This window comes from Paenibacillus sp. A14, assembly GCF_036864815.1.
Taxonomy (GTDB): domain Bacteria; phylum Bacillota; class Bacilli; order Paenibacillales; family Paenibacillaceae; genus Fontibacillus; species Fontibacillus sanfengchensis.
In genome coordinates this window covers 74,469-88,936 of record NZ_JBAGJD010000011.1, presented here as the reverse complement: position 1 = coordinate 88,936, position 14,468 = coordinate 74,469, and the positions used below count along the sequence as shown (strand labels likewise).

General features: G+C 54.1%; 11 protein-coding genes. 5 read left to right on the top strand and 6 right to left on the bottom strand.

The window, feature by feature from the left end:
* Positions 1-80: 80 nt before the first annotated feature.
* Positions 81-2,378 carry a PAS domain S-box protein gene (locus tag V4U88_RS22505; protein WP_334075488.1) on the bottom strand — a complete coding sequence of 766 codons (2,298 nt, stop codon included), beginning with the start codon at positions 2,376-2,378 and terminating at the stop codon, positions 81-83.
* Positions 2,379-2,644: 266 nt separating this feature from the next.
* On the opposite strand from V4U88_RS22505, the gene V4U88_RS22500 reads away from it, so the two are divergent.
* Positions 2,645-3,919 (top strand): MFS transporter, encoded by a 1,275-nt coding sequence (locus V4U88_RS22500; RefSeq protein ID WP_416367288.1) that lies wholly within the window; start codon positions 2,645-2,647, stop codon positions 3,917-3,919.
* A 105-nt stretch (positions 3,920-4,024) separates the two neighbouring features.
* On the opposite strand, the gene V4U88_RS22495 is transcribed toward V4U88_RS22500, so the two are convergent.
* Positions 4,025-4,957 (bottom strand): manganese-dependent inorganic pyrophosphatase, encoded by a 933-nt coding sequence (locus V4U88_RS22495; protein WP_334075486.1) that lies wholly within the window; start codon positions 4,955-4,957, stop codon positions 4,025-4,027.
* A gap of 187 nt (positions 4,958-5,144) precedes the next feature.
* On the opposite strand from V4U88_RS22495, the gene V4U88_RS22490 reads away from it, so the two are divergent.
* The 4 genes from V4U88_RS22490 to V4U88_RS22475 all read left to right on the top strand — a co-directional run bounded on the left by V4U88_RS22490 (position 5,145) and on the right by V4U88_RS22475 (position 8,264).
* Positions 5,145-5,831 carry a response regulator transcription factor gene (locus V4U88_RS22490; RefSeq protein WP_334075485.1) on the top strand — a complete coding sequence of 229 codons (687 nt, stop codon included), beginning with the start codon at positions 5,145-5,147 and terminating at the stop codon, positions 5,829-5,831.
* Positions 5,828-7,336, top strand: a complete 1,509-nt coding sequence (locus V4U88_RS22485) for a sensor histidine kinase (protein ID WP_334075484.1) — start codon at positions 5,828-5,830, stop codon at positions 7,334-7,336. Before V4U88_RS22490 ends, V4U88_RS22485 begins: the two co-directional genes overlap by 4 nt.
* A gap of 453 nt (positions 7,337-7,789) precedes the next feature.
* Positions 7,790-7,996: a hypothetical protein gene (locus V4U88_RS22480; RefSeq protein WP_334075483.1), complete on the top strand. Its 207-nt coding sequence runs from the start codon at positions 7,790-7,792 to the stop codon at positions 7,994-7,996.
* A 106-nt stretch (positions 7,997-8,102) separates the two neighbouring features.
* A complete protein-coding gene (locus tag V4U88_RS22475) occupies positions 8,103-8,264 on the top strand; it encodes a hypothetical protein (protein WP_334075482.1) in 162 nt (53 codons plus the stop codon).
* Positions 8,265-8,312: 48 nt separating this feature from the next.
* Here V4U88_RS22475 and hflX read toward each other — a convergent pair whose 3' ends face one another.
* The 4 genes from hflX to V4U88_RS22455 form a co-directional block, all read right to left on the bottom strand.
* The gene (hflX, locus tag V4U88_RS22470; protein WP_334075481.1) at positions 8,313-9,593 is read right to left on the bottom strand and encodes a GTPase HflX; all 1,281 of its coding nucleotides are present in this window, start codon (positions 9,591-9,593) and stop codon (positions 8,313-8,315) included.
* A 589-nt stretch (positions 9,594-10,182) separates the two neighbouring features.
* Positions 10,183-11,022 (bottom strand): sugar phosphate isomerase/epimerase family protein, encoded by an 840-nt coding sequence (locus V4U88_RS22465; protein ID WP_334075480.1) that lies wholly within the window; start codon positions 11,020-11,022, stop codon positions 10,183-10,185.
* A 260-nt stretch (positions 11,023-11,282) separates the two neighbouring features.
* Complete coding sequence (locus V4U88_RS22460; protein ID WP_442951908.1) at positions 11,283-11,777, bottom strand: aldose epimerase family protein; 495 nt, start codon at positions 11,775-11,777, stop codon at positions 11,283-11,285.
* A 136-nt stretch (positions 11,778-11,913) separates the two neighbouring features.
* Positions 11,914-14,439, bottom strand: a complete 2,526-nt coding sequence (locus V4U88_RS22455; protein WP_334075479.1) for a family 43 glycosylhydrolase — start codon at positions 14,437-14,439, stop codon at positions 11,914-11,916.
* Positions 14,440-14,468: the final 29 nt, after the last annotated feature.

Here is a 14,468-nt window from a genome sequence, read left to right as displayed (position 1 = left end):
AAAAGGTCATCGGCCCGATAAAGCGCTATTATTCAAAGAATTCACCCGCTGGCGGCGGGATGCTCTCCTATCCTTTAAAATTAAAAATATTTGCGAATCATTTCAGCCACTGTGGCAGGTTTAATCGGCTTGCTGATATAATCGTCCATTCCGGCATTCAAGCAGTTTTCCCGGTCCCCGGCGAGCGCGTTCGCCGTCACGGCCACTATGACGGGGCATTTCTCCGGAGGGAGCTTATTTTTAATCACCCGTGTCGCTTCGAGTCCGTCCATCTCCGGCATATGTACGTCCATAAAGATCATGTCGAATGATTCATAAGCTACCGCCTGAAGAACCTCCAGACCGTTTGCGACCTCGCGGGTAACATGCCCCAGCCGCTCCAGCATTTTCTTCAAGACAATCCGGTTGATTTCATGATCCTCGGCAATGAGAATATTCAAACTTTTGCGGCTATCCTCTTCCTCCAAGCCTCCCGTGGCTCCGCCGGCTTCATCCCGGCGTTCCTTTAGGTCTATGCAAAAGACAAAGGTGGCTCCGGGTCCATCCTGCGGCTCCACCCAAATATCTCCGCCCATCAGGTTCACCAGTTTCTTGGTAATCGCTAGGCCTAGCCCCGTTCCTTCAAACCGCCGGGTCATGAAATGATCCAACTGGGAAAAAGGCTGGAACAACAGCGGGATTTTTTCTTTGGGAATCCCGATCCCCGTATCCCGAACGGTAAAACAAAGCTTCGCGTCCGGCCCTTGCTCCATACGCCGGGCGGTTACCGTAACGCCACCGGTATAGGTGAACTTTACGGCATTTCCGATCAAATTGAGCAAAACCTGCTTGAGGCGGTCCGCATCGCCGTACAGCCGGTCGGGAACCTCCGGGGAAACGTTAAAGTTCATGGAGAGCCCTTTTTCCTTGGCGCGAACCATAATGATTTCCAGCGTTTCGGCAATCAGTTTCCGCAGGTCGAACATTTCCTCATGCAGCTCAGACTTGCCCGCTTCGATTTTCGCGAAATCCAGAATGTCGTTAATGATCGTCAGCAATGTATCTCCGCTCTTGCGGATAATTTCCAGGTACCCCCTTTGGGTTTCGGTCAATCCGGCCGTCTCCAGCATCAAATCCGTCATCCCGATGACCCCATTCATCGGTGTACGAATCTCATGGCTCATCATCGCCAAAAATTCGCTCTTGGCCCGGTTGGTGCTCTCCGCCGCTTCCTTGGCAATCAGCAGCCGTTTTTGTTCGGTGATGTCTTTGGCAATGATATAGAAACCCACATTCTTTTTGTTTATAATGATCGGCGCAACTGTTGTCAGCACCTCGGAAGTATGGCCATACTTGGTATGGATCTTGTCGATCCCTTTAGCGACGGAAGCATCCTCCATCGATTCGGATAAGATATGGGATAAAGGCTGTTCCCCGATAAACTCGGAAAAAGGCTTTCCCACCATGTCTGAAATTTTATATCCGGTCAGTTTTTCCGCCATGGAGTTGGCGTTAATGATTCGCCCGTTCAAATCCAACGAAAAGACGGCATCGTGATTGTATTTTTTGAGGGAGTTATAGCGTTCGACCGTCTCCTGCAGCTCGCGCTCCACCCGTTTTCGGTCCGTGATGTCCTGCACCGTGCCGCTCATTTTGACCGGCTTCATTTTTTCGTCATAGGTAACGATTCCCCGCAAATGAAGGTACAGATACTCTTCCTTCCTGATTTCAAATCGACATTCAAAATCAAACTGCCCCAATCGCAAAGCGGCATTAACGGCGTCAACCATGCGTTTTCGGTCGCACGGGTGCACCTTCGTCAGAATTTCGGCACCGGAAGGAGGGTCCGCCTGTTTCTCAAGTCCAAAAATCGTATAAAGCTGATCAAAGAGCTCGACATCCCCCTCTTGTACATCCCACTCCCAGCTTCCGATCCGGGCCATCCGCATCGTCTCGGCCAGAATGAATTCCTCCTGTTTTCGTTTGGTGATCTCTCTGCCGACCGCCAAGAGCGTTGACGCTCTCGGCCCTTCCCTATTCAAACGAACGGCAAATTCAAACCATACCTCCTTGCCTTCTTTGCTTTTAAGCTTCAATGTAACAGCAGCCCGTTGATGTCTAAGCAATTCCCGGCTCAACTTTCCGAGTTCCCCGGGATTCGGGTGACACCAGGCCGTGTACTTCACCCCAATAACCTCCTCGGGACTATAACCGAGCCATCCGGTGACGGAGGGGGAGCAAAACAATCCGATCCCATTCAAATCACAGCAATACACAAGATCATCCATATTGGTAACAATATAACGGTCCCATTCCTCCGTCTCTGTCTCTTGGCGACTCAAGAGCGCTTTTGTTTTGTCTAACTCAAGAGACCGCTGTTCCTCGTGTCCGTTGCTCATTACCAAGCCTCCGTTCCAAGATCGTTCATATTCGCAGGCAAACCGGAAGGATCCTTCTGATCTTTTGTTTGGCTATGACTTGTTTTCCTTTTAAATATCAAACATTAATTTAAATGTCAATTTATAATGCAACCGAACGGCTAATTCCCGGTGCGAAAAGAAGAAATAACTTAATTTAAGTTTTCCCTTTTCATTGCCAAGCCAACCCCTTATCCTATAGGATGGAAAAGACCCGCTGTGGAGAGAAATTATATTGAGGTGGTACTATGACAATGCAATCCGCTTTACCCCCGAACACAAGCTTGTTTCGCAACCGGTTTTACCAGACGATTTTGATCTCCAACATCTTTTTGCAAATCGGGATTTGGGTTCGCAACTTCGCAATCCTTATGTTCGTTACCGATATGACGAACAATGACCCGGTGGCGGTTTCGCTCATCTCCGTGGTCGAATTTGCCCCGATCTTCGTGTTTTCCTTCATCGGCGGAGCCTTCGCCGACCGTTGGAAGCCCAAGCGAACGATGATCTGGTGCGACTTTTTGTCCGCCGCTTCCGTGTTCGCGGTGCTGCTCACGTTGATGTACGGCTCCTGGGAAGCCGTCTATTTCGCCACGTTTATTTCGGCGATCCTCTCCCAATTTTCACAGCCGTCCGTCATGAAGCTGTTCAAGCAGCACGTTCATCCGGATAAGCTGCAGCAAGGCATGGCTTTGTTTCAATCCCTGGTCGCGATCTTTATGGTGTTAGGGCCGACGCTCGGGATTTTCTCGTACCATCAATTCGGCATTTATATTTCGATCGGGGTGATGGGGGTCGCCTTCTTGATTTCCGCTCTCGTCCTGTTCCGGCTTCCGGCCGATGAGACTAATGAAGAAAAGGCGGAACGAACCACGAAGCTGACCCGCGAGCTGGCGGACGGCTTCCGCTATGTATGGCGGAGTCCGATACTTAAGGTACTTGGGGCCACCTTTGCCATCGCAGGTTTTGCCGTCGGCACCATCCAAACGCTCGGCTTGTACGTCGTCTTGGAGAATCTGGGACAGTCCAAGGAATTTCTGCAATTCCTTCTGATGGTTAACGGGGTGGCGATGCTGATCGGAGGCGGCGTGATCATGACGCTGTCCAAAAAAATTCCGCCGCAAATGCTGCTCGCTTTCGGGATGGCCGTCAGCGCCGTTTGTATCGCCGGCATGGGATTTTCGACAAGCGTTCCGCTGACCCTGGTCTTGCAATTTATTAACGGGCTTACCTTCCCTTGCATCCAGATCGGGATCAACACCATGATCCTTCAGTCCACCGAGCAATCTTACGTCGGCCGGGTCAACGGCGTACTGAGCCCGATGTTCATGGGGATGATGGTCATTATGATGTCGGTGTCCGGATTGCTGAAGAAGGTGTTCCCGCTGGTCGGCATCTATACGTTCTCCGGCATCGCCATGCTGATTGGCGCGCTGATCCTTGTTCCGATCTTCAAGGTCAAGCCGGCCCCGATTCCCGTTCCTGACGTTAAAATGAAGGAACCCGGTACCGGGACACCATAACAGTTCATTAAATTATATAAACGAAGGGTCCCGACCGCGATAAATTGCGGTTTTGGGACCCTTTTGTTAAGATAATAGAATTTCGAAGTTTCAACGACAGTACGGTTACCGGCTGTTAAAAATGTCGGTCAATACCGGAACGATCTGGGATTTGCGGGATACTACGCCCTTCAGCAGAGCCTTGTTGTTCTCCAGCTTCACGCCGTAGGCCGCTTCCACCGCGTCGGCGGCTTTGCCCAAAGCGAGCCCGATGGAGTCGTTGTTCAGAATATCGGTCACCACGAACAGGAACAAATCAAGTCCTTTGCGGTCCACGATACCGTTCAGAGCGGCTTCCAGTTCGGCTTGGCGTCCGAGCACATCATTGACGTCAACCGCGTTTACCTGGGCAATCTCCACCTTCGCGCTGCCCATGGAGAACTCTTTGGCATCGAGGGAGATCAGTTGCTCGATCGATTTGTCGCTCAGGTCGGCCCCCGCTTTAAGCATGTCCAGCCCGTATTCTTCCGAATTCACGCCGGCGATGTCCGCAAGCTCGCGGGCCGCGGCCACATCCTGCTCCGTGCAGGTCGGAGATTTAAACAGAAGGGAATCCGAAATGATTGCGGACAGCATCAACCCGGCGATGTTGGCGGGTACCGCGATGCCGTTTTCTTTGTACATCTTGTTAAGGATCGTGGCGGTACAACCTACAGGCTCGGCTCGATAATAAAGCGGGCCGCTCGTTTCAAAATTCGCGATCCGGTGATGATCGATAACTTCAGCGACACGAACCTGATCGATGTCGGAGACGCTTTGCTGACGCTCGTTATGGTCGACCAGAATAACGTCCTTCACTTCGCCCGCAGCGCTTTCAATTACGCGTGGAGCCTGGAATCCGAAGCGGTCGAGCGCAAACTTCGTTTCCCCGTTAACTTCGCCCAAGGCGACGGGTTCCACGTTCCAGCCCAGCTTGGTTTTCAAATCGGCATAAGCGATCGCGGAGCAGATCGTATCTGTGTCCGGATTTTTGTGTCCGAAAATCAATACTTTGTCCATTCGTTTACTCTCCTTTTCGTTATTCGCTTAGAAAAGTATATCCCGAACCGGATTCACAATCAAGGGTAGGCCGGGAACGGACCGCTTGCGGTGCCATATTAAGGTCCTTCTCAGGAAATATTCAGCAAATTCTCAGGTAAGTTTCCGATAATAGAACAATTAAGACGTAAGTGGAGGGCTTCACATCATGAAAAATGTTAAAGGCGTCAAAGTGTTGCTGGTGGACGACGAGCCTCATATCACCCAGTTTTTGGAGTTCGGCCTGCTTAATGAAGGCTTTGAAACCCGTACGGCGGCGGACGGCATGACCGCGGTTAACTTGGCGCTTGAATTTCAGCCCCATGTCGTCATCCTGGACGTCATGATGCCCGGCATGGACGGCTGGGAAGTGTGCCGGCTGCTGAAAAAGAACCTGAGCAATGTCGCGATTATTATGCTGACCGCCAAAGATGAAGTCGAAGACCGGGTGAAAGGCCTGACGACGGGAGCGGACGATTATGTGGTCAAGCCCTTCAGCTTCGAGGAGCTGCTCGCCCGGATCGGCGCCCGCCTGCGGAACCAGTTCCCCGCTTTGTACGGCGAGGTGTCCTTCGGCCCTTTCCGCTTGGATGACCGCAGGAAAGAGATCCGGTATCGGGACGAAGTACTGGAACTGTCGCCTACCGAATATGAACTGCTGACATATCTGGTGATCAATCACGGGATCGTTCTCAGCAAAAGCACCATTCTTGATCAGGTCTGGGGATACGACTTCGGCGGCGATGAAAATATCGTCGAGGTGTACATCCGGTTTTTGCGCGAAAAACTGAACGATAAAGAGCATCGTTTAATCCGGACGCTGCGGGGCGCGGGCTACCGGGTGGATCTGCCATGAAGCCGGGCCGGTTCTTGCCGTCGTTTCGCGGGGCGTTATTCCCCCGCTCCCTCCGCTCCCAGCTCCTGTCCAGGTCCCTGCTCATTCTGGCGCTGCTGCTGGCGCTCATCGGCAGCGTGCAATACGTGGTCGTGAAGAATTTTCTGTATCGCAATCAGGCGGAATCCTTGATGTCGCAAATCCGCGCGATTCCCGACTTCTTTTTGTTCGGCAGCGAACCCCCTTCCTGGCTGGAGCGCCCCGTCAACGGCTCCGCCTCCCCGAAAGAAGGCGAACGAAGGCCGGTTCTGTTTCTGCCGGATACTTCCCTGGCGCTGGTCAGCAGCGATTCCGAAGTCATCAGCCGGTCCGACGAGGCCGGGCTGCCCGCTCCCCGCCTTTCGGAAGCGGAGTATGCTTCCATTCGCGACCAACCCCGAAGGTTATTAAAAGACGCCTATAAAGTGGTGCGGGATCCCAACGGGACGGAGCAGCTAATTGTGTTTCGGCCCGCGGAAGGACCTCAAGGACGGGGCAGCTTGATCCAAATGGGGATCGCCACCTCCCATTTGAAGGCGATCGCGCTGCGCCAGTTAATTATCTTCATGGTCTTGTCTCTGATCGCCCTGGGGGGCGGATTGATGCTGTATTTGTCGGTACTGCGCAAAACGCTGAGGCCGCTCGACCAAATGATCGGCACCGTCAGGGAGCTCGACGCCGGCAACCTCGACCGCCGCTTCCCGGCTTCGCTCGGCCAAAGCGAAATCGACCGTCTCGCCGTTTCCTTCAACGGGATGCTTGAGCGGCTGCAGACCTCCTTCGCGACGGAACGGGAGGCGAAGGAGCAGATGCGCCGCTTCATCGCCGATGCTTCGCATGAGCTGCGGACGCCGCTGACCTCGATCCACGGCTTCCTTGAAGTGCTGCTGCGCGGCGGCGCCGACAAGCCGGAGCAGCTGGGCACAGCGTTAAGCAGCATGTTGGGGGAAGCCCGGCGGATGAAAAAGCTGGTCGAGGACCTGCTCATGCTCGCCAAGCTGGACCGCACCCCGGTGGCCAGCCGCAGCGAGTTCAGGCTGGATGCGCTGGTCGCGGAGATGGAGCCCCATCTGCGCATGCTGGCGGACGGCCGCTCCGTGGAATTCCGCTTGGCACCGGATCTGGCGGCGATGGCGGACAGCGACAAACTCAAGCAGGTCGTGCTGAATTTGTTCCATAACGCCGTCCAGCATACCGATCCGGCCAAGGGCCGCATCACCGTCACCTTGTCCAGGGTGACGGAGCAAGAAGCGCTGCTGCGCGTGCAGGACAACGGGCCGGGGATCCCGGCCGAGCATCTGCCGCACGTGTTCGAGCGCTTCTACCGCAGCGACGCCGCGCGCACGCGCAAACAGGGCGGCGCCGGCCTGGGCCTGGCGATCTCGCAGGCGATCGTCGCGGCCCACGGCGGCCGCATCTCCGCGCACAGCGCGCCGGGGGGCGGTGCCGCCTTTGAGGTGCGGCTGCCGGCCATAGCCGCGCGGTAGACGAGCGCCCCGTAATGTCCCTAGCCGCTCGGATTAGCGGTCTTTTGGGGCGCTATTCCGGCCCGGTCCAAAAGGCGTTATTCCCTGCTCATGGGCCCGAAATCAGGGGGACTGACCACTAGCGTTGCATTAACCCTGACATGGTGCATGCGCCGCCTTAAGTACAGTGTGGCAGCGAGCTGAATCCTTCTGCCCCGGACGGGAGCTGTGCCCTCTCATGTCCCTTGGCCGCTCGCATTAGCGGTCTTTTGGGGCGTTATTTCGGCCCGATTCATTTCCGCGGGAATCATAGCGGTCAAAAAGGACCTTATTGGGCGGTGCGGCCTCCGAAATCAGGGCTTGGCCCGCTTTTTCCCAACAATAGTGCCTTAAAAGGCCGCTATTCCTTACCGATGAGTCGAATTCGACAAAATAGCGGCGCAAAAGGCACTAGCGTTGCATTAACCCTGACACATGATTACAACGGAGCTTGATGCCTTCATCGCTTTTAAAGAACTTCGCAAAAAAGTACCTGCCTCTAAACAAGGTTCTGCAGTTAGGAAGTCTAACGGCCGTGAGAGCCGTTATGTTGCGATTGAATCACGTATTGGGATTCTAACGGTCGTGTGGACCGTTATTTACCATCATTTCGACCAAAACAGCCATACTTATATGGAATAGGGGCCGTGGCGGCCGTTAGAATTTGGAGTCAGCGCAAACAGGGCAAATAACGGCTGTGGCGACCGTTAGCATGGTTTAGAGGGGGAGACGACGATCTAAGTTCGACATGTTGCTTGCCGAAGCGGTGGATTGGCCCCAAATGGGCGGCATCAAGGAAGGTTTGATGCAACGTCATTGCCTAAAAGTCGGCTATCCCCCCCGACCAGCCGAATTCGCCAAAATAGCGCCGCATAAGGCGCAAAAGGCCTTATTGGCAGCCCACGGCTAAACACAAACGAAAAAACCTGCATATCGCAGGTTTTTTCAACTTTTCCGCCTATTCCTGGTCCCCGGCACTTTCAATAGCGTATTGCTTATATTTGCCGTAGTCGCTAAGCTTGCATTCCATCGAAAGCCGGGTGCCTTCCTCTTCATAGCCGGTTTCGAAGATTTTGGCGCGCTCATTAAAGTAAGACACGACCGCCCCTTGATCATAAGGGATCAGCATTTCGCAGCGGATGTAGTCTTTGAATACCCGCTCCCGGATCATCTGCACCAGTTCCTGGAGGCCGATGCGCGGTTTGGCGGCCATAAACACTTTGTCGCCCTGAATCTCGGGAATCGGACGCTCCGCCAAATCGGATTTATTGTAAGCATAAATAACCGGAATATCGGTGATGCCGATCTCCTTCAGCGTCCGATTCGTAATCTCGATCAAACGCTCGAATTCCGGGTTCGAGTAATCGACCACATGGATCAGCAAATCCGCTTCCGCCACTTCTTCCAACGTGGAGCGGAACGCCTTGATCAAATGATGCGGCAGCTTGCTGACGAAACCGACCGTATCCGTCAGCAGGAACGTCTTGTTATCCTCGAGCGGAATGCTGCGGACCGAGGTTTCCAGCGTGGCGAACAGCATATTCTTTTCAAAAACTTGCTTCTCCTGCTCGGGATTAAACATCTCCATCATCGCATTCATGATCGTCGATTTCCCGGCATTGGTATAGCCGACGAGCGAGACGACGGGCACATCGTTCTTCTTGCGCTGTTTGCGCTGGGTTTGCCGGTGCGCCACGAGCGTATCCAGCTCTCTGCTCAGCGCCGTAATCTTCTCTTCAATCCGCCGGCGGTCGAGCTCCAGCTTCGTTTCCCCCACGCCGCGGTTTTTGGTGCCTACGCCGCCGCTCTGACGACCGAGCGATTCGCGCAGCCCCACGAGCCGAGGCAGCATGTACTTGAGCTGGGCCACTTCAACCTGAAGCTGCGCCTCTCTCGTCTTGGCCCGCTGGTCAAAAATATCCAGAATCAACACCGTCCGGTCGATGACCTTGCACTCTAGGTCGGCCTCCAGGTTGCGGATCTGAGAAGGCGACAACTCGTCGTTAAAGATGACGAGGTTGCCGTCGTTCGCCTCCATTAAGGCCGTTACTTCACTCAGTTTACCGGTGCCGATATAGTGCGAGGTGTTGATTTTCGGCAAATTTTGCGTCACCACGGCCACGACTTCAATGTCGCATGCCTCCGCCAGATTGGCCAATTCCTCCATCGAATATTCGAAATCGTCTTGATGATTCAAATTGACTCCGACTAGTATAGCCTTTTGCTCTAGTTGTTCCATATATTAATTCCTCCCTTAGGGAAAATAAGATCGTCCCCGCAAAGAGACCTCAGTGCTCACTGTACCTAGCTTCTCCGTAAACCAAGGCGGGGACACCGGAAGAAACAAAAAAACACAGGCGGATTCCCTGTGTCGGTTCAAACGAAAAACATCGCAGCCCGCCTCTTGACAACGGAAAACAAACGTCTCCCGTAAAACGGCGCCCGCAAAGTCGGCATATTCTATTTCAAAAGATGAGTCCCTTCGTCATAGCATACCTATCCCGTTTGCCCTGCACAGGTGCAGAGCCTTTGAGCACTATTCAGTTAGCCGCGCAAAGTGGAAAAACGGAATTTAATATTAATCACGAGGAACCCTCCGTTCGCTTAAGATAGTTCTACTGTAACATAAAGCGTTGCGCGTGACAATTTGGCGCCATGAAATATTTAACATTACTGAATCGAGATTTTTCCCATTTAACTAGGATTCACCCTGACTCATTCTTCAACTGAAGGATTACTGTAAGGCTCCAGCGTAATATTATCAATCCAGACTGTGTAATGCTTCTTGCTGTCCGTTGAAAGTAAGAAATCAACTTCCCATTTTCCATCTATTGGAGTCCGGCAGTTGCAAATACGCGGTCGAAACCCGCCTTGGAGCGCTGAATCAACCGCTCCGGCTTCTCCATTGGCATGGACGGTGTAAGGATTTCCTGCGACACGATACCGTCATAACCGATACGCTGCAATGCGCGCAAAAACCCAGTCAGATCGATCACGCCTTCCCCAGGGTAAAGACGATCGTTATCCATTACAGCCTCTACAGGCACATCAGGAGCATCATTCAAATGCACATGGACAATTTGAGACGCCTCCAAAGACTCAATCTCCGCGATGGTCCCGCTGTTCGTGTACCAGTGATAAGCATCCAGCAGCAAGCCGACGTTCGGTTCTCCTATCGCGCCGATCCAATCCAGCGTCTCCTCCATCGTCCAAATGAACGGATATTTCCAGGCGGTTCGCAAATGATGCGGACCGACGAATTCAAGTCCGAGCCGTATTCCGTAAGCCCCGAGAATTTGCGAGCAGATCCGCAGGCGCCGCGTAGCAAGCGCCGTAAAATGCGCCGGTTTCATGTCCGTCGACGGCAAAATGTAGGTGCAGCAGCGTGTGCATCCAAGAACTCCCGCCGCCGCTGCCTCTTCCGTTAATGCGGTCAGGCCGGAGCGAAATTCTTCCTCGCCTGCCCGCCATTCTACCGGCAATCCGATAGAACCGATAACAACCCCGTGCTCAGCCAGCTTCTCTCTTGCACCAACTGCTCCGAGCCGGTCAATCAATTCCTTGGCCCCGACATCCACGGCCTGAAATCCGCCCGCGGACGCCAGCTCGATTAAGCGTACAGGACTTCCGACGGCGCCAAGGCCTGCATTCGTCACTCCTCTTAGCATAACTGTTCCCTCCTTAAAGCTCAGGCAATCTTCGAGTATCTATAAGCAACCATCACCCTATTTGAATCCTATAGTATAATGTACTTCTTAACTTTACTACACAAAATTATTTATCAACGCTTGAAATTCCCTTTTAAAGACAAAAACTGACATTTGAAAGCGCCACGACGCCAGGGAATTCCTTGGCGGGTCTTTAGGATGGGGGAACTTTAGTTCGATGCCAAAAAAGCACATCCGGTCCAACTGTTCCGGATGTGCTTTTACGTATAATGCCTTAGAAACCCATTGTTCCAAATCATCCACTGCTTATAGGACGTCCCCGCATCATAGACAAGCGTAATCTTCCTGTCCAGATCGGTAAGTTCCATCCGGTTCCGGCCGTTTTGGGCCGCGGCGGTGTAATGATTGTCCATGCTCTCGAAGAAAGGATAGACGCCTTCGCCTTGCTTCAGCAACTCCTGGTCGGTCAACGGCTGAAACTTGCCGGTAGACAGCATGCGTTCATTCAACTCCCAGCGCTCTCCCACCGTCAGCTTCAAGCGGTAATCCTTCCCCCGGCTCCCGGACGCGAACGGGGCGTTGACCGAGGTGTGGAAGGCCAGTAAGCACGGCATCTTCTCGCTGCCTTCATTCACCACCATAACCTGTTGGGAAAGCCCGTGCGCACTCAGGCCATAGCGAAGCCGAACCTTATATTTGTACGGAAAATACCGGTACGACTCATACCGTTCGTCTACAGAAACGGCGACGGATATCCTGACCGAGAAACCAAATTGCCAAAGTTCCGTAAGGTACTTCGGTTTGATTCACTTCGCTGATGAGGTGGCCCCTCTTCTTCTGTCATGTTCGTTCATTTGTATCCTCCCTGGTTCCGACAAAGTTTCTCCGCCTTTAATGTAACGGTTCCGCTCCGATCCAATCAATGCGGACTGCGACATCCGCACTCTGCAGTCCGATCCGTCCCTGCAGAAACGGCGTGGCACTGCGATCGGTATAAGAAAACACGGGTTGGTTTGAATTTCCTGCATAAACCTCTATCATCGCGCCCCGCACGGACACCTTTAGTTGAAGCTTGCCGTCCCCGGAAACGGAAGCGGCCTCGGCCGGAAGCGGGACGCTTTTTAAGCGCGTTGTTCCATAGTTGATTTTGTCGAGATGCAAGCCTTCGGCATCGGCATAAATATAATACCCGCGGACAAAGTCATTCCGGTTTTGATTCTGATCCAGCCCATTTGCGGGCTCCGAGGCGCGAACGAGAATCCCGGCGCGGCCCGTGTTCTCCATCCTCTGCAGATGGGCCTCCACCGTATAATCGGACCAGCCGGGTTCACCGGCCAAAGATTTGGCCGGTGATACCGAAGATGCCCGCAATTCCCCGTCCTTCACGGACCACATACCTTCAAACCGCGTCCAGCCAAAATCATTGCCGTCGTCAAAGTTGTCCTCCCATTTCTCGACGGGCTGGTAACGCGCAACCCGGAACCAGTCGAGGTCCACAGTCCCCGCCGTAACCTCGAGCTTCCAACGTTGCCGCCCCGCCGGCAAGTCAATTCCCGAAACCGATATGGTCTGCCATTCTCCCGCCTTCTCCCGAGCCGCTGAGAACGCCGCTATCTCTTCTCCATCCTGATCGACCAGCCTGAAGGCCACGCTCTCCGTTAAAGGCCGGATCCGGAAGTGAATCGAATATTGCCCGGATTCATTTACGTTCATCAAATAGTTCGCCCATTCCCCCGTCCGGAGCCCGGACAGTACATACCCGCCGTCCCCCCCGCTCTTCATGCTCAAGGTTCCGGGGCGGTAAGCGGGCTTCCCATCGGCATTCGCTTTGCTCACGGCATGATAGGCTTTGCCCTCCTTGCCTTCCTCAAAGTGGACTGCCTGCACCTGGCCCGGGAGCGGCTGATGAACACGACCGTCACTGCTGCCGTTGACATCATTGCTGTATGCGACATAACCGAACCGCCCATCCAGACCTGCGGCAGCGTACCCAATGGCCCCTCCGCCTGTCGAAGCCGGGCCGGCAAACTTCTGCATTTCATCGATATATACACGGATATGGGCATTCCCGGTGTTCCCGGCTTTCCCGGCGGCAGCATGCTCGATCCGGATTTTATGCCACTGGCTGTAATCGAAGTCCGCAGGCAAAGCCGCCGAGCCGAGAACACGCTCTCTCCCGCCGGACCGTTCGGTCAGCTCCATCACTCCCGCCTCGGGAATCAGCCATACCGTCCCGTAGTTTTGTTTATCCCGATACGAGAACACAGCCCCGACCCTCGACTCCGCCTTCGCTTCGCTCTCCGAGCGAACGTAGAACTCCGCCGTATACCCCGGCTCCGTCTCGGATTTCGTTCTTAGCATAGCTATGCCAGCCGCATTCGCCGCCCGTACGCCAGCACCCTTTTTGGCATCAACCGACCATTCGCCTTTCCCGGACTTAAGCCACGATTTCCCGAGGATATCCCGCTCAAACCGGTCGGCAAATACAGGCAAAGCCGGAGCAGGCTGCGGCGTATCCGTCGGTCCGGCCACAGCGAATCTATCCCCGTTCCAGAAGAGCCGGTCCATGTTCATATGGCGGAGCGGCCCCACAACGCCAGGGCCTTCCAGATTATGATAAATCATATACATGGAATCGAGATCCGGGCCGGTGACGAGCGAATTATGGCCCAGACCGACCGTTTTCCCTTCCGTCCGGATCAGGACGGGGTTCCCTTCAAACGGCTCGAATGGACCCAGGGGCGATTCGCTGACCGCAGCATCGATCCGGTAACCGTTGCTGAAGACATGATTCCCGGTATAGGTCATGTAGTACAAGCCGTTTCTTTTGAATACTGTCGGCCCTTCGGTCCAGCCGCCCATATAGGCTCCAGTAGGCGAGCCCGAAGCCGTTACGGACAGCGGAGAATCCATCGGGGCGGCATCAATGCCGCCGGTTCCGGCGTAATAGAAGTACCAGGTCCCGTCATCGTCCACAAAAGTCGAGGCATCGATCGTCCTTCCGAAATTGTCCGTCGCCACCCGGAAAGGCCCGACAGGCGAGTCGCTTTCCAGCACATAGTGGCCGTTCCCGGCCGGAGAAGTGTACATGTAAAATTTTCCGTTCCAGTAGCGGACTTCGGGCGCATACGCGGCAGTTGTAACGGGATCCTCCGTGCATAGTCCGCGATAAGTCCAGTCCACCAAATTCGGCGAGCTCCACACTTTGATGCCGGCATCCGTATCCCGCGTGCTTACGTACAAGTAATAATAGCCGTTGAACGCAAAAATAAAGGGATCTCCCAGCCCGTACTCTTCCCATTCATCCGGCAATGCCACGGGATTGCTCCATGTCCGGAGCGGCTCCGGCTCCACCGAAGAGCAAGCCCCTGCTACCAGCAGCAGCATCATGATTCCCAGCCACTTTCCAAAGCGCATGGCATTTCTCTCCTTCCTCTCAAGAAAAA